The sequence below is a fragment of the Streptomyces sp. NPDC013455 genome (genome assembly GCF_040632975.1).
GTDB lineage: Bacteria > Actinomycetota > Actinomycetes > Streptomycetales > Streptomycetaceae > Streptomyces.
Genome location: NZ_JBEYCX010000002.1, coordinates 521,963 through 538,718 on the forward strand (window position 1 = coordinate 521,963; position 16,756 = coordinate 538,718).

The following is a 16,756-nucleotide window of genomic DNA, read 5'->3' on the forward strand; positions in this document are numbered from 1 at the left end:
AACCAGTAACGGTTACTGCATGCTCCCGCAGAAGGGGTAACGTCGCAACCATGAGCGAGAGATCGGCCGCTCCCGGCGGCCTGGCCCTGGTCGAGTCCCTGGTGAACACCCTGGACCTGGAGACGGGCGCCGACTCGCTGGACACGTCGGAGGGCCGCGGCCGGTTCGGGATCACCGAGGAGGGGCTGGCCGGCGCCCGGGAGCTGCGCGAGGCCCTGCGGGCCGCGCTGCTCGCCCACGCCGGCCACGCGCCGCACCGCGCGGTGGCCCCCCTGGGCACGCTGCTGGCGCGCGCCCCGCTGTACGTCGCCGTGGACGACCGCGACGGCTCGGCCCGCCTCGCCCCGGCCGACCCGGCCCCCCTGCTCTCCCGGGTGGCCGCGGCCGTCGCCGAGGCACTGGTCGCGGGCACCTGGACCCGCCTGAAGGCGTGCGAGGCCGACACCTGCCACTGGGCGTACTACGACCGCAGCCCGGCCGGCCGGGGGCGCTGGTGCTCGATGCAGGTGTGCGGGGCCCGCGCCAAGATGCGCCGTTACCGGGCGAAGGGGCCGTGATCCGGGGCGGTGTGGTGCAGAATGCGGACAGACGCCGGTTCGGCCGACTGAGCCTCGGCCGAACCGGCGTCACCTGTCCGTGCGCGTGAGCCCGCCGGCGCGGTCCGTTCGCGCGGGGCCGTGCGCGCGCGTCCGGCTACGCCGTCGGCCGGCCCATCGCGCGGTACGTCCACCCGGCCCGCCGCCACAGCTCCGGGTCGAGGGCGTTGCGGCCGTCCAGGATCACCCGGGCCGCGACCGCCTCGCCCAGCGCCGCCGGGTCCAGCTCGCGGAACTCCCGCCACTCGGTCAGGTGCAGTACGACGTCGGCGCCCCGGACGGCCGCCTGCGCGGAGTCGGCGTACCCCAGGGTCGGGAAGACCTTGCGGGCGTTGTCCATGCCCTTCGGGTCGTACACGGTCACCTGGCCGCCCTGGAGGTGGATCTGCCCGGCCACGTTCAGCGCGGGCGAGTCGCGGACGTCGTCGGAGTCCGGCTTGAAGGTCGCGCCGAGCACCGCGACCCGCTTGCCCAGGAAGGAGCCGCCGCCGAGCGCCTCCCGGGTCATCTCCACCATCTGGCCGCGCCGGCGCATGTTGATGGAGTCGATCTCGCGCAGGAAGGTCAGCGCCTGGTCGGCGCCCAGCTCGCCCGCGCGGGCCATGAACGCCCGGATGTCCTTGGGGAGGCAGCCGCCGCCGAAGCCGATCCCGGCGCGCAGGAACTTGGCGCCGATCCGGTCGTCGTGGCCGATGGCCTCCGCCAGCTTCGCCACGTCGCCGCCGGCGGCCTCGCACACCTCCGCCATCGCGTTGATGAAGGAGATCTTGGTGGCGAGGAAGGAGTTCGCGGCCGTCTTCACCAGCTCCGCGGTCGGGAAGTCGGTGACCACGAACGGCGTGCCCTCGCCGATCGGGCCGGCGTACACCTCGCGCAGCAGCTTCTCGGCGCGCTCGCTGCGCACCCCGGCCACGATCCGGTCCGGGTGCAGGGTGTCCTGGACGGCGTAGCCCTCCCGCAGGAACTCCGGGTTCCAGGCCAGCTCGGCGTCACCGCCCGCCGGGGCGTGCTCGGCGAGGTAGGCGGCCAGTCGGTCGGCGGAACCCACCGGCACGGTCGACTTGCCGACGACCAGGGCCGGACCGTGCAGGTGCGGCGCGAGGGAGGCGACGGCGGCGTCGACGTACGACATGTCGCAGGCGTACTCGCCGTGCTTCTGCGGGGTGTTCACGCACACGAAGTGCACATCGCCGAACGCGCCGACCTCGGCCCAGTCCGTGGTGAACCGCAGCCGCCCGCTGGCCCCCTCGATCCCGGCCACGTGCTTGCGCAGCAGCTCCTGCAGACCCGGTTCGTACATCGGTGTCTCGCCGCGCTCCAGCATGGCGATCTTCTCGGGGACGACGTCCAGGCCGAGCACCTCGAAGCCCAGCTCGGCCATGGCCGCGGCGTGGGTGGCGCCGAGGTAGCCGGTGCCGATCACGGTGATCTTCAGGCTCATGGTTGCGCTCCAGCTCGGGTACGTCGGTGCTGCTCGGTCATGCGGTGCCTGAGCATAGTCGGGCCGTTCGCCGGGCAACTTTCCCGCTGTCGCCAACCTCACGTAGGCGTCCGCGGACAAGCCCTCTAAAATTTCAGTTACTTAACGGTAATTAGCGTCATTATCACTGCGTCTTTGGAGCGTGAGAGACCGTGGCCGGATCGGCTGACTTCGACCTGTACCGCCCGTCCGAGGAGCACGACATGCTCCGGGACGCCGTCCGCTCCCTGGTCGAGGCGAAGATCGCGCCGTACGCCGCGGCGGTGGACGAGGAGGCCCGCTTCCCGCAGGAGGCCCTCGACGCCCTCGTCGCCAACGACCTGCACGCGGTGCACGTCCCCGAGGAGTACGGCGGCTCGGGTGCCGACGCGCTCGCCACGGTCATCGTGATCGAGGAAGTGGCCCGCGCCTGCGTCTCCTCCTCCCTCATCCCGGCCGTGAACAAGCTCGGTTCCCTGCCGGTGATCCTCTCCGGCTCCGAGGAGCTGAAGAAGAAGTACCTCGGCCCGCTGGCCAAGGGCGACGCGATGTTCTCGTACTGCCTCTCCGAGCCGGAGGCGGGCTCGGACGCGGCCGGCATGAAGACCAAGGCCGTCCGGGACGGCGACCACTACGTCCTCAACGGCGTCAAGCGCTGGATCACCAACGCGGGCGTGTCGGAGTACTACACGGTGATGGCGGTCACCGACCCCGCCAAGCGCTCCAAGGGCATCTCCGCCTTCGTCGTCGAGAAGTCCGACGAGGGCGTCTCCTTCGGCGCCCCGGAGAAGAAGCTCGGCATCAAGGGCTCCCCGACCCGCGAGGTCTACTTCGACAACGTCCGCATCCCCGCCGACCGCATGATCGGCGAGGAGGGCACCGGCTTCGCCACGGCGATGCAGACCCTGGACCACACCCGCATCACCATCGCCGCCCAGGCCCTCGGTGTCGCCCAGGGCGCCCTGGACTACGCCAAGGGCTACGTCCAGGAGCGCAAGCAGTTCGGCAAGGCGATCGCCGACTTCCAGGGCATCCAGTTCATGCTGGCCGACATGTCGATGAAGATCTCGGCGGCCCGCGCCCTCACCTACCAGGCCGCCGCCGCCTCCGAGCGCGGCGACGCCGACCTCACCTACCTGGGTGCCGCCGCCAAGTGCTTCGCCTCGGACGTCGCCATGGAGGTCACCACCGACGCCGTCCAGCTCCTCGGCGGCTACGGCTACACCCGCGACTACCCGGTGGAGCGCATGATGCGCGACGCCAAGATCACGCAAATTTATGAAGGCACGAACCAGGTCCAGCGGATCGTCATGGCCAGGAATCTTCCGTAGCAGGATTTTTGCAGGTCAGAGGGGGTTCCGAGGCTCCGGAGGAGCGCTCTCGGCTTTCTGCCCGTTGCGGCCTGATCAGGGCCGTTCATGGGCGTCATGCTGGGGGAATCCTGGGGAGCTGGTGACTCGAAAACACCCGCTGCCAGCACAAACGAACGCAGCCCCCGGCGAGTTGCCGGGGGCTGTTGTCGTGTGGGGATCAGGCGACCTCTGACGCGTCTGTGGGGTCGTCGGGGTCATCGGCGCCGGGCGTCAGCATGGTTGCGTAGTGCCGGAGCGAGTGGGGCTTGCAGTAGGTCACTCCGCCCTTGTCCAGCGCCATCATCCAGATCTTCGGGTAGAAGTACGACGCGTACAGGTAGCCCGTCCGCGTCACGTTCGGGAAGAGGAGTCGTTCCGGCCCCCATACACCGTGGTCCACTCGAAGGGTCTCGGCCTTGAAGTCGACCTGATCGCGGGAGACGGCCATGGCTTCGCCCAGCCGCAGGCCACACCCTGCCATCAGCCACAGCATCGCGCGGTAGCGGGGAGGGCAGGCTTCCAGCATCGCCAGCACTTCCCGCGCCCTTCACACTCGTGCGCAGGTCTGTCCAGGACGCCGTCCGCATCACCAAGGGAGCAACCTCCCCGAAGGTGAAGCGGCAGCCGCTCAGCCTTGAGGACAAGGTTCGGGCCCGGATCGAAATGCACGGGGGCCGGGCCACGTCCTCCCAGGTGCTCCCGTACGTAGGGGCGACCGCCGCCGAGGTCAAGGCACTGGCCGGAATCGTCGTCACCGTGGAACGGGAGGGGAAGACCGGCCGACCGGCCACCGTCTTCTCACTCCGTGACGACACTTCCCGTCACGCTGCGCCGCAGCCGGCCCGCACCTACAGCAACGAGAACCGGGACACTTCTCGTCACGCGGAGGCCCAGCCGGCCAGCGCGGAGCGTGAGCAGAACCGTGCTCGGGTCGTCCGCCTGGACGCCTACCGTGTGGAACCCGAGCAGGCCGCCTCTGAGCCCGAGCAGCAACCAAAGGGGCCGGAACCGCTCACAGACTTCAACTCCTTCCGCGCCCTGCTGAAACCAACCGCAGAAGCCCCGGCCACGTCGGCCGGGGCTTCTTTCGTTGCTTCGACTACGCGACTGGGCAGGGCAGCTCAGGCATCGAGCGATTCGGGGAGCACGTCACCACTGCCAGGGACAGATACGAGGGGCGCTCCAGATAGAAGCCACAGGACACATCCGTACCCGAGTGCAGTTGCTCAGCAGCAGCGCTCACCAGTCGGGCCAGGCGGGTTGTGTCCCGGTCACGCTCAGAGGCGAACCGGGGCGCGAACTCAGTCAGCCGTTCCCCGATCCATCCCGCTGCTTCCTTGGCCTCGTCCCAGGTTCCACGAACTAACGAGCGGGGCTTGATGAGCCAGTACGCCGTCTCCAGCGGTGGCAGGTCAGACGTGGGGAACTCCGCTGCCACCTCTCGGTAGCGCTGGATCAGTTCGGGTTTGCTGCCGGGCGGGGGCGGCTCGGGGTGCGGGGGCCGCCGTAGGGCTTCCTGGTCGAAGCGTTCTCTCGGGCCGACCCACAGATAGCCGTGATGGTGGTGCACCAGTCGATTCCCGTTCGATGGTGGGGGGTTGCGGAACCAACCGGCCCGGCCTGTGTGGAGGGGAGGCCGGGCCGGTTGGCGAGGGCGGAGGGTCAGACGCTCAGACCGAACCGCGCCGGGTCGATCCCGGCCGCGTCCAGTTCCTCCGTGGTGAACCGCAGCGGCTGCGCGTCCGGCCGCTTGCTGTCGCCCAGAGCCCAGGCGTCGTCACCGATCCGGGCCAGGGTCACGCACCCTTCGGTGCAGGGGCCGCCACACGCCTTCACGAACGAGGCCCCGTCGATGTCGAGCGCGTACAGGTCGGTTCCGTTCAGCATCACTGCACCTTCCTGCTGACTGATCGCGGCCAGGGCTGACCGCCGCCGCCCGTTCGGGCGGGAGTCAAAGGGGAGAGCCGCTCAGCGGTCGGAACGCTTGCCGGACTCGGCGCACCGCGCGCACTTGCACGGCGGCCACGCTGAAGCCATCAGAGGTGCCAGATCGTCGCTCGCCGACACTGCCCGCTCGGGCTCCCACGTTCGCCCGGAGTCACGGGAAACGCGCATCGTCATCAGCGGTCGATCAGTGAACAGCCGCTGCGCCGCTCCCCTGCGCGTCACTCGTGCACCTCAGCTTGGTGGCGGCGGAGCCTCACGTTGCCGTCTGAAACCCCGCTGTGGTCCCCCGCGGATCGCGCGTTCTCGCGAGCGACCGAGAGTGAGAGGCAGGTACGGCAACCAGGCTTAGGAGATGGCTCACTTCGCCCCTCCATCAGGCTGATCGCCGATGCGGTCGACACTGGATCGGAAGTTCTCTCTTCGCTCCCCATGACGCCATGTTCGGCGGGGCCAGGGGCGGGGCTCTAGCCTGTTTCCTGTTCCCGCAAGAAGTCGTCGCGGATGCCCTCGACCAAGCTCTGCATGTCCTCACCGGACAGTGCGACCCGCTCGAACCCGTGGAATTTCTCTGCGTAGATTTCTACGTCCCGTGGGTCGGTGACGAGTACCTCGGCGTGGACTGTTTCGACGGTGACCATGCGGTTGTCACGGATTGCGAACGAGTGGTTCGCGATGTCGTGCTGCCGAATACTCAACGGAACTACTCGGATGTCGATGTGGGAGAGACGCGACATGGAAACGATCCGATCAAGCTGGGCAGCCATCATGGACGACGGGACGAGTCGCCACCGCAGCACCGGTTCCGTGATGATGAACCGCAGGGATTTCGTACTGTCGTAGAGGATCGCTTGACGGTCCAATCGGCCGTTGATCGTGCGGTTGAGGGTGTCCTCGCTCAGGTTGTGGCGCTGCAGGACGGCCCGAATGTACTCAGGAGTCTGGAGCAGACCTGGAATCAGCGCCGGTTGGAACATCCGAAGCACTGACATCTGGGCTTCAAGAGCCTTGACCTCCTGCTGACCCTTGTGGACTCCGACCCGCTTCAGCAGTCGCCATTCAGTCGTCTCCGTGCCGGCCGTCCGGGCGGCTTCGGTGTACTCGGCCTTGATCTCGGGGGATACGCCGATGGCGAGTAGGATCCGCTCTACGTCCGTTGCGCTGGGTGCCAGCTTCGCGTTCTCGATCTTGGAGAGCTTGGACGGAGACATGAGGGCGGCACGGGCGACTGCCTTGGCCTCCTTCCCGGATGCCTGGCGCAGTGCCCGCAGTGCGGCTCCCAGCTGTGCCCTGTTCACGCCCCGTGCTTGGCCCACCATTCGGTGAACGGCTCCGCGTGAGCAAGTGCCGTATCGCGGTAAGTGGTGAACTCGGCCACCCGCTCCGGCTTCAGAACCTCCGAGCCCAGGTACTTTCCCGCCCCGTCGTAGTTCATTACGGCCACGGTCTGCGAATCGAAGCACCAGAAGTCTGGCACATCGGGCAGGGGATTTGGTTTGTCGGTGATGTCGAGGATGAAGAATTCTTCACCCCCGGTCATGTTTTTCCGGTAGCCCCACCCGAGTTCGAAGCAGAGATAGTCCGTGAGTGGGCGCGACAAGATGTGCACCCGATAGACGCGCTTCCCGTTATCGGTGTGCGAGCGGAGTTTCTCCACCCACCCGGCGTTGTAGTCATCCGGCTGGGGCTCTCCGGCAAGGTAGGCGTGATACGCGTCGACGTTCCCGGACTTGCTGTAGTCGTCCAGGGCCTCCAGGCGGAAAGCCTCACGCTCGAACGAGTCGAAGAGGTCGCCGAGGGTCTTAGACGAGGTTGTCACGGACGGCCTTCTGGAGCAGTTCCATCGGGATCTCGACCAGGGTTTCGTGAGCGGGAATCTGAAGCCCGTGGTCGGTCGGCGTCTCGCCCTGCACCAGGAAGGTGCCGCGATCCGTCGCATAGATCGTCGGACAGTCCGTGATGTCGCACGTGCTGACCAGCTTGGTGACCTTCATGGTCCGGGTTCCCCTCTCCCACGCTGCTGCCAGTTCCCCGCGTCTGGGTTGATGCTCCCGAGGCCGGGGCGCGCGGGTCAAGCGATCACGGTTGACGGAACGGGAAACCGCGTAACCTCCCGCATACCTGCTCGTCCACTGCCCATCCGGTTGTGCCGCTGCTGCGGCTGGTCCCACCTGGACAGACTCTTGATCATCATGGGGAAATGCTGGGGAGCCTCCCTCTGGGAGGGGTGTTCGCCCAGGTCACGGCCGTATGGTCTGTAAAGCACCCAGATCTACGAGGGCACGAACCAGGTCCAGCGGATCGTGATGGCCCGCAACCTGCCGTAGGCGGCGTAGCCGTCCCCAGCCGTTCGCACGGCTCGGCGGGCGGCTCGAAAGGCTCCCGGAAAGGCGCCCCTCGGGGCGCCTTTCCGCTGCGCCGGGGGCGCCTTACGACCGGTCGGTCACATGCGGGGCGGGGCGGAGGGACGTAGGACGGAAGCACACGGGGCCCGCCCCGGGTCCCCGCCTCCGAGGAGGAGCCATGACCCAGTCGCAGATGATGCCCGCCCTCACCCAGCAGATGCAGGAGTGCATCGAGGCCTGCATGAGCTGCCACAGCATGTGCGAGGAGAGCATGAGCTCCTGCATGCAGAAGGGCGGCCAGCAGCAGATGCAGATCATGCGCGCGCTGATGGACTGCTCCGAGACGACCCGCATGTGCGCCGACATGATGATGCGGCGCTCGCCCATGTGCGCGGACATGTGCGCGCTCTGCGCCAAGGTCTGCGACATGTGCGCCGAGGCGTGTATGTCCATACCGGACGACCAGCAGATGATGCGCTGCGCGGAGGCGTGTCGCCGCTGTGCGGACACCTGCCGGGCGGCGGTGGGTGCCGGCATGTGAGCCGCTGCGGCCGTACAGCGGCCGAGGGCACCCGCGCGGGTGCCCTCGGTCCGGGCGCGGCAGCCGGCTAGTTGCCGGTGACCGTCACCTTCTCGTCGTTGTTCAGCTGGTCCACCAGCGTCTTCACCTTGGCCTTGTCCCAGACGAGGTTGCCGCCGGAGGAGCCGGAGATCGGCATGTTCATCGACGTGCCGTCACCGCCGCTGACGCCCTTCATCGCCCAGAACATCGAGGCCAGGTCCCACAGGGACATGTCCTCGTCGACGATCAGGGAGTCCAGGCCCGCGCCCATGGTCGGGTAGAACTTGAAGGGGTTGAGCACCGTCGACGGGGTCGCCACTTGGTGGGCCAGGGCGGCCAGGAACTTCTGCTGGTTCTTGGTCCGCTGCAGGTCGGAGGCGGCGAACGCGTGCCGGGTGCGGACGAAGGCGAGCGCCTGCTGGCCGTTCAGGGTCTGCTTGCCGGCCTCGAAGTCGGCGCCGGACCACTTGTCCTTGAAGCCCTTGTCGATGTCGATCTCGACGCCGCCCACCGCGTCCACGATGTTCGCGAAGCCCTGGAAGCCGATCTCCACGTAGTGGTCGATGTGCAGCCCGGTGTTGGCCTCGATCGTGCGGACCAGCAGCGTCGGCCCGTCCTCGGAGTAGGTGGCGTTCAGCTTCGCGTGCCGGCCCTGCGCGGGGTAGACCTTGCCGGACGTCGAGCCCTTGTACGACGGGACCACCACGTCCGAGTCGCGCGGCAGCGAGATCAGCGTGTCGCCGTTGTCGCCGACGTGCAGGATCATCATCGAGTCGGTGCGCTTGCCCTCGGCGCCGCCGGTGTGCAGCTTCTTCTCGTCCTCCTTGGACATGCCCTCGCGGCTGTCCGAGCCGACGATCAGGTAGTTCGTGCCCTCGCCCGCCTCCGGCCGGTCGATGACCGTCGACAGGTCGACCTCGCGGCGCAGCTTGGAGTCGGCCCAGAAGTAGGTGGCCACCGACGTGACGACCACCACGGTCGCCAGCGAGACCGCGGTCCACTTGATCCGGCGCCGCCAGTTCGGCGCGGGCCGCGGGGCACGGGTGGACTCGCCCGCCGGACCGCCCGGGCCCCGGCCGCCCGGGGAGCCGTAGACCCGGCCCGTGTTGTAGCCGCTGTCGTAGTCGCCGTGACCGGCGCCGTCGTCGTGTCCCCGGCCGTCGACGTACGACGGCTGCTGCGGCACGCCGGCCCCGTACGGCGGCGCCGCCGGGCCGGGGTCGCCGTACGCCGAGCGCGGTCCGGGCGGTACCGCCGGGCCGCGCCGCACCCGACGCATCACGCGGGCCGCCTCCGGCTGCGCGCCGGCACTGCCGCGTCCGTAGCGCGGGCCGCGGTTGTCGTCGGACCATCCCTCGGGCCAGTCATTCATGCGCCCCAGTGTGCAGGGCGCCGCTACGTGCTCGACAAGGGATGTCGGAAAATCAGGGCGCCGCTGTTGCGAACCCGACACAAAGTCCGCGAATGCGGCCGCGGCATAAGGTGGAGGGCATGACAGACCAGGCCACGGACGTGGAACCGGACATCCCGGGCAAGCCCACGTCCGCCTCGCGCACCACCCTCAGCCACATCATGACCCACAACGACGTCAACCTCCTGGGGTCGGTGCACGGCGGAGTGATCATGAAGCTGGTCGACGACGCGGCGGGCGCGGTGGCCGGCCGGCACTCCGGCGGCCCCGCCGTCACCGCGTCCATGGACGAGATGGCGTTCCTGGAGCCGGTCCGCGTCGGTGACCTGGTCCATGTGAAGGCCCAGGTGAACTGGACCGGCCGGACCTCGATGGAGATCGGTGTCCGGGTCCTCGCCGAGCGCTGGAACGAGTCCGCACCGCCCACCCAGGTCGGCTCGGCCTACTTGGTCTTCGCGGCCGTCGACGCCGACGGCAAGCCGCGCCGGGTCCCGCCGGTGCTCCCGGAGACCGACCGCGACCGCCGCCGCTACCAGGAGGCCCAGATCCGCCGCACCCACCGCCTGGCCCGCCGCCGGGCGATCCGCGAGCTGCGCGAGCAGCGCGTGGCGGAGGGATTCGAGGACTAGGACACCGCCTAGGCGTTCCCGGAGCACACCACCTCGTCGCCGCGCACCACCGTCTGCTCCGGCTGCCCGGGGTCCTCGAAACGCACCTTGCGCACGTTTTTGAAGTCGGCGCCGGCCGTCACCTTCAGCAGCGGCCCCTGGCCCGCCACCGCGCGCAGCTCGCTGCCCGGCAGGGCGGCGGCCAGGGAGCGGGCGGACCGGTCCCAGCGGGGGTCGTAGAAGATCACCGTGCGTGGTGTGTGCGCGGGGGCGGTCACCGGCCGGCGCGTGGTGGCGAACCCGGCCGCCGCGAGCGCCGCGTCGACCCGCTTGGCCAGCCCCATCGTGCCGGTGCCGTTGGCCACCTGGACCCGGATCCGGTCCGGGGCCACCTCGACGGGCACCGGAGCCTGTGCCGGGGCACGGCGCGGGCGGTCCGCGGTGAGCGGCTCGTCCTCGCGCAGCGAGCGGAACAGCCGGGCGGCCCTGGCCTGGTCCCACTTCAGGGTCGAGCCGATGCCTTTGACCGGGAAGTCCATCTGTCCGATGGGCACGGTGGTGAACTCGGACGAGGACGGCGAGAAGCTGCGCATCGCACGGCCGAGGTCGAGCAGCTCGTCGGTGCCGAAGCCCGCGTCGGCGCGGACCGAGCCGAGCACCGCCCGGGTCACGTCCCGGAACCGCATCGGGTTCAGCAGCACCCCGGACGAGGTCGCCTTCTCGATGAGCGCGGCCAGGAACCGCTGCTGCCGCTTCATCCGGCCCAGGTCGCTGGCCCCGTCGAGGTGCCGGGCCCGCACGTACTGGAGCGCCTGTCCGCCGCGCAGGGTGTGCGTGCCGGGGGCCAGGTCGAGCCCGGTGTACGTGTCCTTCAGCGGCGTCGGCGTGCAGACCTTCACCCCGCCGACCACGTCGACGGTCCGCATGAAGCTGGTGAAGTCGACCTCCAGATAGTGGTCGATCTTCACGTGGGTCATGTTCTCGACCGTGCGGATGGTCAGCTGGGGGCCGCCCTCGGCGTAGGCCGCGTTGAGCTTGACCGGGTGCGCTCCGTGCCGCTGCCCGGAGTTCTGGTCGACGTGCGCGGGCATCTCGGCGTACGAGTCGCGCGGCAGGCTCACCACGGTGGCCCGCTCCCGGTCCTCCGAGATGTGCACGATCATCATCGTGTCGGTGCAGTGGCAGGGCTGCCCGCCCAGCCGGAAGGTGCGCCGGTCCCGCTCGCTGAGCTTGTCGCGGCCGTCGGTGCCGACCAGCAGCAGGTTCATGCCGTGGCCGGCCCGGGGCCGGTTCTTCATGTCCTTGAAGGCGTCGATCCGGGCGATGCCGGCGTCCAGGCTGCTGACGACCGTGTGCCCGATCCCCGCGGAGGCGAGCACCACGACCGACAGCGTGCACACCGCCCGCATGGCCCAGCGGGGCCGCCGCGGCGGCCGGACGGACCGCACGGGCCGCTCGGGCGGGCGCGGCAGGCGGCGGGGCGGCTGCGGGCGGCGCTGCGGACGCGCGGGGGACCGGGGCGGGCTGGGCAAGGAGGACACCTCCGGACGAGGCCGTACGTGGGATCCGTGAGCACGGTAGGCCGATACGATCTCCAGCCCGCGCCGCACGCCGGGCGGCGCGCACCCGTGTCCCCCGTTCGCGGTAACGTGAGGCCCCTATGAACGCCAAGCCCGACGTGCGGCTCCCCGCTGTGTCCGTGATCATGCCCGTCCTCAACGAGGAGCGGCATCTGCGCGGGGCCGTCCAAGCGATCCTCGCGCAGGAGTACGCCGGCGAGATGGAGGTCGTGATCGCCCTCGGTCCGTCCACGGACCGCACGGACGAGATCGCCGCCGAGCTGGTCCGTGAAGACCCGCGCGTGCACACCGTGCCCAACCCGACCGGCCGCACCCCCGCCGCACTGAACGCGGCGATCAAGGCGTCCCGGCACCCGATCGTGGTCCGCGTCGACGGCCACGGCATGCTCTCGCCGAACTACATCGCGACCGCCGTCCGGCTCCTCGAGGAGACGGGCGCGCAGAACGTCGGCGGCATCATGCACGCCGAGGGCGAGAACGACTGGGAGCACGCGGTCGCCGCCGCCATGACCTCGAAGATCGGCGTCGGCAACGCGGCCTTCCACACCGGCGGCCAGGCCGGCCCGGCCGAGACGGTCTACCTCGGCGTCTTCCGCCGCGAGGCCCTGGAGCAGCAGGGCGGTTACAACGAGGAGTTCATCCGCGCCCAGGACTGGGAGCTGAACTTCCGCATCCGCGAGGCGGGCGGGCTGATCTGGTTCTCGCCCGAGCTGAAGGTGTCCTACCGGCCGCGGCCGTCCGTGCGGGCGCTGGCCAAGCAGTACAAGGACTACGGCCGCTGGCGGCACGTCGTCGCCCGCTACCACTCCGGCTCCATCAACCTGCGCTACCTGGCCCCGCCGACGGCGGTGTGCGCGATCGCGGCCGGCCTCGTCGCCGGCGCGGCGCTGACCCCGTGGGCCTTCGTGGTCCCGGGCGGCTACCTGGCCGCGATCGTCGCGGGCTCCGTCCCGGCCGGCCGGGGCCTGCCCGCCAAGGCCCGGCTGCAGATCCCGGTGGCCCTGGCCACCATGCACATGTCGTGGGGCTGGGGCTTCCTGACCAGCCCCCGGTCCCTGGCGAGGAAGGTCATCGCCTCCCGCCGGCCCGCGGTCCTCGACGCCGTCTGACGGACACCGCAAGGGCCCCTCCCGCCGCGCGGGAGGGGCCCTTCCTCGTCTTCGGCCGTCGTCTTCGGCCGTCGTCACGTGCGCCGGGCCGTCAGCTCCACCGGTACGGCTCGTACACGTCCATGCACTTCGACTCGTCCGAGCCGTTGACGGCGTCGGCGCCCTCGGGCAGGTCGCCGGCCTTCGGCTCCTGCTGCTTGGGATAGGCGCTGCCCGTACGCCAGTCCGCGCCGACGACGACCGTGACCCCCGACACGTCGGTCGACTTCCGCACCTGGCTCATCGGAATGCCCAGCGCCTTGGCGACGGCCTGCGCGTCACCCTCCAGATCCGCGCTCGGGTAGCGCACGACCGTCTTGTCCTCGGCGAGGCTTCCCGAGGTGTCGGCCGTCGCCCGGGCGTAGCCCTTGACCACCAGCTCCTGGCTGATCGCGGACGCCCGCTGCCGCACCGCGGCCTCGGTGGCGGTCCGGGTGGCGTTCTGCACCAGCACCCCGAGCCGGCTCGTGTCGACCGAGGGCTTCTTGGCCGCCTCCTCCTTGCCCGCGGCCTGCTTCCCGTCCGGCTTCCCGCCGTTCTTGTCGAACGGCACGTCATCCCGGAGCATCCGCCACATCTTGTCGGCCTTGGACTTGTCCGGTACGACGTGGGCGTTCGGGTTGCTCGGGTCGGGGACGTTGGGCATCGTCACGCTCGTGACGCGGTCCGTCGGCACGGACTTCATCTCCATGCCCAGCCCGTACAGCTTCTTCACCGAGGCGATCTCCTCCGAGACCTTCAGCGACTCGGTGGCCGCCTCGGCCAGGTCCATCAGCCGGCCGGTGTCGGTGAACGCGTTCTGCTGCTTCAGCGTGCGGATCATCGAGTTGAGGTACATGTGCTGGGCGCGGGCCCGCATCAGGTCGCTGCCCCAGGCGTGCCGGGTGCGCAGCCACTGCAGGGCCTTCACCCCCTGGACCTTCTGGCGTCCCGCCTTCAGCCGGAGGCCGGAGCCGCCGCGCTGACTGGGCGTGGAGTGGTCCGAGACGTTCTGCTTCACGCAGACCTCGACACCGCCGATGGCGTCCGCCATCCTCACCACACCCGCGAAGTCGATCGTCATCCAGTGGTCGATGTAGACCCCGGTGAGGTTCTCCCAGGTGAGCAGCGTGCAGCCGGCCCCGCCGCGGCCCAGGGTGACGTTGATGATGTCGTTGGTCGCCGGATAGACCTTGCCGGTCTCCGGGTCGGTGCACTTGGGGATGTCCACCCGGGTGTCCCGCGGGATGCTGATCATGGCGGCGCTCTTGCGGTCCGCCGACAGGTGGATGAGCATCTGCACGTCCGCGAGCGGGGGGTCGCCGACGTGGTCCCGGCTGCCGCCGAGTTTCAGGTTCTCCTTGGAGTTCCGGCTGTCGGAACCGATGAGCAGGATGTTCAGCGGGGTCTGGCCGGCCGCGTTGGGTGCGGTCCGGTGCGCCTTGGAGTCGTCGCCGACGGCGCGCTTGCCCTTCTGGATGTTGCCGTTGAGATGCTGGTAGTACAGATAACCGGCACCCGCGGTGCCGAGTATCAACACCGCCAGCACGGTCGCCGACCAGCGCAGCACGCGCCGTCTGGGCCGCCGTCTGTCCCGCTGCCGACCGACCGCCCGCCGCCCGCCGCGGCGCCGGCCGGAACGCGCCGGCGCGTCCGGGGTCTGCGGCGTGAGTGACGTTCCGTCCTCGACCGCCGGAGCCTCCCCGCGCACCTCGCTCTGCGCCAAATTCCCTGCCCTCCCCACCCTTGCGCCAAGCAGCGGGCCCGTCCCGCGTCGGGTTAGACGCACGACGGGCCCCTAGGGTTACCTACGAGGCGCACTTCACCTTGTCTGCCGTGGACTTGTCGACGTCCGGCGCCTTCGACGGCGTCGTCAGGGAGACCCCCGCTCCCTTGAAGTCCTTGCCCAGGGTCAGCGTCATCGCCGGCAGCCCCTGGGAATTGGTCACGCTCTCGCCCGGCTTCAGAGCCGATCCGGACAGCCCCATGATCGCCGCCAGCCGGCGCGCCTGGGCCGCCTGGTCCGGCGCGTACTCCAGCGTGGTCTTGCCGAGCGCGGCCGGCGCGTTGCCGGCGTTCTCCGACTTGGTCACGCCCTGCTCGTTCTGCAGCCAGTTCAGCTCCGCCTGGGCGCTGCCGTCCGTGGCCCCGCCGTTGAGGATGCGCACCCGCACCTCGGAGGCGGGTGCCTTGGTGCCCTTGAGCCGGGCGGCCTGGGCGTCCTTCGCCTCCTTCTGCTTCTTCTTCACCTCGGTGAAGGAGACGTCGCCCCGGATGGCTTCGAAGACCGCGGGCGCCTTCGCCTCGTCCAGGACCACGGTGGCCTTGACCTTCTCCGCCGGGTTGTCCTTGACCGGCACCGTCGTGAAGGTCAGGTTCTTCGGGTTGAGCTTGCCCAGCTCCAGCCCCAGGTCCTTGAGCTTGCCGATGCTGTCCAGCTTGTCGTCCACGGTCAGCGCCTTGGTGCCGGCCTCCGCCAGCTTCACCATCTTCGTCGGGCTGCTCAGCGTGGAGTTGCCCTTCAGCTTGCGCATCAGCGCGCTCAGGAACTGCTGCTGGAGCCCGATCCGGCTGAGGTCGCCGCCGAAGCCCACGGAGTGCCGGGTGCGCACGAACGCCAGCGCCTGCTCACCGGAGATGTTGTGGGTGCCCTCGGAAAGCTTCAGGTGCGAGTCCGGGTCGTCGATGTCCTTGGCCAGGCAGACCTCGACCCCGCCGACCGCCTCGGTCAGCGTCTTGACCGCGTTGAAGTCGGCGACCATGAAGTCGTCCGGCTTGATCCCGGTCAGCTCGGTCACCGTCCGCATGGTGCAGCTGGGCGTACGGTCGTCCTGCCCGAGGCTGGTGTTGAAGCGCGCGCCCTCGGAGCCCGGGATGACCTTCTGGCTGCCGTCCTCCTGCTGGGTCGGGCAGTCCGGGATGTCCACGATCAGGTCACGCGGGATGCTGAGCGCGGTGGCGTTGGAGCGGTCCTTGGAGACGTGCAGCAGGATCGTGGTGTCGGCGTGGCCGACGCTGCCCGAGTCGCCGTAGCCCTCGTTGCCCTTGCCGGTGCGCTTGTCGGTGCCGATCAGCAGGATGTTGATCGCCTCGTCCTTGCTGAAGCCACCGGTGCTCGCGCCGTCGTCGGACACGGACGTGATGTTGTCGTTCAGGTGCTTGATGTAGAGGTAGCCGGCGGTCGTCGCCGCGACCAGCACGAAGGCCATGGACCCGCCGGTCCACAGCAGTATCTTCTTCGCCGTCGACTTCTTCTTCACCGGCCGCCGGGAGGCGCGCCGGCCCGGCGGCGGAGCCTCCGGCTCACCGCCCCGGCGCCGCGCCGAACGCGGCGGCGGCACGTCGGTGCCGCGCGCCCGGGGCGTCTGCCGGGTCTGCCCCGCCGGCTGCCGCGCACGGCCGCCCGCCGCTCCGCCGCCGTCCCGGGAGGACGGTCTGCGCGGTCCGGGCACCGGCGACTGCGCTGCGGAAGGACTCAGTCGCAGTTCGTATTCGCCGGTGTTCGGATTGAGTACCCACTGGTCTGCGGGGTCGATGTTGTCCGCCCGCCCACGGCCTTGCGCGTCCACGGTTGTCCGAATCCTCCGTCGGGGCCACGCGGCGCCTTCCCCCTCCAAGGCGCTCGGGTCTCGGTGAATCAGTGCACGACCCCAGGACGGACCTCGCGGCCAGGTGCACCGGATCGCTCACACTATCCGCCCAGTTCAGCGTCGAGCGACGCCGGTGACAAATTCCACCTCCCTACAACCGGGCAATCCCCCTCATTTACTGA

16 protein-coding genes are annotated in these 16,756 nt (G+C 69.7%); 5 read left to right on the forward strand and 11 right to left on the reverse strand.

Features of this window, described 5'->3' with window-relative positions; genetic code table 11:
- Positions 1 to 50 precede the first annotated feature (50 nt).
- A complete protein-coding gene (locus ABZ576_RS06460) occupies positions 51 to 557 on the forward strand; it encodes a CGNR zinc finger domain-containing protein (protein ID WP_360736523.1) in 507 nt (168 codons plus the stop codon).
- 136 nt (positions 558 to 693) lie between these two features.
- Here the strand turns inward: ABZ576_RS06460 and ABZ576_RS06465 are convergent, their stop codons facing one another.
- Positions 694 to 2,037 (reverse strand): UDP-glucose/GDP-mannose dehydrogenase family protein, encoded by a 1,344-nt coding sequence (locus tag ABZ576_RS06465; RefSeq protein WP_360736526.1) that lies wholly within the window; start codon positions 2,035 to 2,037, stop codon positions 694 to 696.
- A gap of 191 nt (positions 2,038 to 2,228) precedes the next feature.
- Between ABZ576_RS06465 and ABZ576_RS06470 the strand changes: the two genes are divergently transcribed.
- Complete coding sequence (locus ABZ576_RS06470; RefSeq protein ID WP_360736528.1) at positions 2,229 to 3,386, forward strand: acyl-CoA dehydrogenase family protein; 1,158 nt, start codon at positions 2,229 to 2,231, stop codon at positions 3,384 to 3,386.
- Positions 3,387 to 3,585: 199 nt separating this feature from the next.
- Here ABZ576_RS06470 and ABZ576_RS06475 read toward each other — a convergent pair whose 3' ends face one another.
- The 6 genes from ABZ576_RS06475 to ABZ576_RS06500 form a co-directional block, all read right to left on the reverse strand.
- Positions 3,586 to 3,888 carry a hypothetical protein gene (locus ABZ576_RS06475; RefSeq protein WP_360736530.1) on the reverse strand — a complete coding sequence of 101 codons (303 nt, stop codon included), beginning with the start codon at positions 3,886 to 3,888 and terminating at the stop codon, positions 3,586 to 3,588.
- A gap of 618 nt (positions 3,889 to 4,506) precedes the next feature.
- Entirely contained in the window at positions 4,507 to 4,977 is a 471-nt protein-coding gene (locus ABZ576_RS06480) for a hypothetical protein (protein WP_360736533.1), read from the reverse strand.
- Between the two features lie 92 nt (positions 4,978 to 5,069).
- Complete coding sequence (locus tag ABZ576_RS06485; protein ID WP_360736535.1) at positions 5,070 to 5,294, reverse strand: DUF397 domain-containing protein; 225 nt, start codon at positions 5,292 to 5,294, stop codon at positions 5,070 to 5,072.
- 524 nt (positions 5,295 to 5,818) lie between these two features.
- The gene (locus ABZ576_RS06490) at positions 5,819 to 6,649 is read right to left on the reverse strand and encodes a helix-turn-helix transcriptional regulator (RefSeq protein WP_360736538.1); all 831 of its coding nucleotides are present in this window, start codon (positions 6,647 to 6,649) and stop codon (positions 5,819 to 5,821) included.
- Complete coding sequence (locus tag ABZ576_RS06495; RefSeq protein ID WP_360736540.1) at positions 6,646 to 7,170, reverse strand: DUF6879 family protein; 525 nt, start codon at positions 7,168 to 7,170, stop codon at positions 6,646 to 6,648. The genes ABZ576_RS06490 and ABZ576_RS06495 overlap by 4 nt, the downstream gene beginning before the upstream one ends.
- Positions 7,154 to 7,345 (reverse strand): hypothetical protein, encoded by a 192-nt coding sequence (locus ABZ576_RS06500; RefSeq protein ID WP_360736542.1) that lies wholly within the window; start codon positions 7,343 to 7,345, stop codon positions 7,154 to 7,156. The genes ABZ576_RS06495 and ABZ576_RS06500 overlap by 17 nt, the downstream gene beginning before the upstream one ends.
- 529 nt (positions 7,346 to 7,874) lie before the next feature.
- On the opposite strand from ABZ576_RS06500, the gene ABZ576_RS06505 reads away from it, so the two are divergent.
- Positions 7,875 to 8,237 (forward strand): four-helix bundle copper-binding protein, encoded by a 363-nt coding sequence (locus tag ABZ576_RS06505; RefSeq protein WP_360736545.1) that lies wholly within the window; start codon positions 7,875 to 7,877, stop codon positions 8,235 to 8,237.
- Positions 8,238 to 8,304: 67 nt separating this feature from the next.
- Here ABZ576_RS06505 and ABZ576_RS06510 read toward each other — a convergent pair whose 3' ends face one another.
- Entirely contained in the window at positions 8,305 to 9,630 is a 1,326-nt protein-coding gene (locus tag ABZ576_RS06510; RefSeq protein ID WP_360736547.1) for an LCP family protein, read from the reverse strand.
- 92 nt (positions 9,631 to 9,722) lie between these two features.
- Between ABZ576_RS06510 and ABZ576_RS06515 the strand changes: the two genes are divergently transcribed.
- Positions 9,723 to 10,298 (forward strand): acyl-CoA thioesterase, encoded by a 576-nt coding sequence (locus ABZ576_RS06515; protein WP_360736549.1) that lies wholly within the window; start codon positions 9,723 to 9,725, stop codon positions 10,296 to 10,298.
- Positions 10,299 to 10,306: 8 nt separating this feature from the next.
- Here the strand turns inward: ABZ576_RS06515 and ABZ576_RS06520 are convergent, their stop codons facing one another.
- Positions 10,307 to 11,686: an LCP family protein gene (locus ABZ576_RS06520; RefSeq protein ID WP_360736686.1), complete on the reverse strand. Its 1,380-nt coding sequence runs from the start codon at positions 11,684 to 11,686 to the stop codon at positions 10,307 to 10,309.
- 251 nt (positions 11,687 to 11,937) lie between these two features.
- Here ABZ576_RS06520 and ABZ576_RS06525 point away from each other — a divergent pair, with 251 nt between their 5' ends.
- The gene (locus ABZ576_RS06525) at positions 11,938 to 12,966 is read left to right on the forward strand and encodes a glycosyltransferase family 2 protein (protein WP_360736552.1); all 1,029 of its coding nucleotides are present in this window, start codon (positions 11,938 to 11,940) and stop codon (positions 12,964 to 12,966) included.
- A 91-nt stretch (positions 12,967 to 13,057) separates the two neighbouring features.
- Here the strand turns inward: ABZ576_RS06525 and ABZ576_RS06530 are convergent, their stop codons facing one another.
- Positions 13,058 to 14,710, reverse strand: a complete 1,653-nt coding sequence (locus ABZ576_RS06530) for an LCP family protein (RefSeq protein WP_360736555.1) — start codon at positions 14,708 to 14,710, stop codon at positions 13,058 to 13,060.
- Between the two features lie 82 nt (positions 14,711 to 14,792).
- Positions 14,793 to 16,553, reverse strand: a complete 1,761-nt coding sequence (locus ABZ576_RS06535; protein ID WP_360736557.1) for an LCP family protein — start codon at positions 16,551 to 16,553, stop codon at positions 14,793 to 14,795.
- Positions 16,554 to 16,756: the final 203 nt, after the last annotated feature.

What these genes read in the sequence shown, in the direction of transcription:
- ABZ576_RS06460 (WP_360736523.1), top strand. Translation starts at nt 51, where the DNA reads ATGAGCGAGAGATCGGCCGCTCCCGGCGGCCTGGCCCTGGTCGAGTCC.
- ABZ576_RS06465 (WP_360736526.1), bottom strand. Translation starts at nt 2,037, where the DNA reads ATGAGCCTGAAGATCACCGTGATCGGCACCGGCTACCTCGGCGCCACC.
- ABZ576_RS06475 (WP_360736530.1), bottom strand. Translation starts at nt 3,888, where the DNA reads ATGGCAGGGTGTGGCCTGCGGCTGGGCGAAGCCATGGCCGTCTCCCGC.
- ABZ576_RS06485 (WP_360736535.1), bottom strand. Translation starts at nt 5,294, where the DNA reads ATGCTGAACGGAACCGACCTGTACGCGCTCGACATCGACGGGGCCTCG.
- ABZ576_RS06500 (WP_360736542.1), bottom strand. Translation starts at nt 7,345, where the DNA reads ATGAAGGTCACCAAGCTGGTCAGCACGTGCGACATCACGGACTGTCCG.
- ABZ576_RS06505 (WP_360736545.1), top strand. Translation starts at nt 7,875, where the DNA reads ATGACCCAGTCGCAGATGATGCCCGCCCTCACCCAGCAGATGCAGGAG.
- ABZ576_RS06510 (WP_360736547.1), bottom strand. Translation starts at nt 9,630, where the DNA reads ATGAATGACTGGCCCGAGGGATGGTCCGACGACAACCGCGGCCCGCGC.
- ABZ576_RS06515 (WP_360736549.1), top strand. Translation starts at nt 9,723, where the DNA reads ATGCGGCCGCGGCATAAGGTGGAGGGCATGACAGACCAGGCCACGGAC.
- ABZ576_RS06520 (WP_360736686.1), bottom strand. Translation starts at nt 11,686, where the DNA reads ATGCGGGCGGTGTGCACGCTGTCGGTCGTGGTGCTCGCCTCCGCGGGG.
- ABZ576_RS06525 (WP_360736552.1), top strand. Translation starts at nt 11,938, where the DNA reads ATGAACGCCAAGCCCGACGTGCGGCTCCCCGCTGTGTCCGTGATCATG.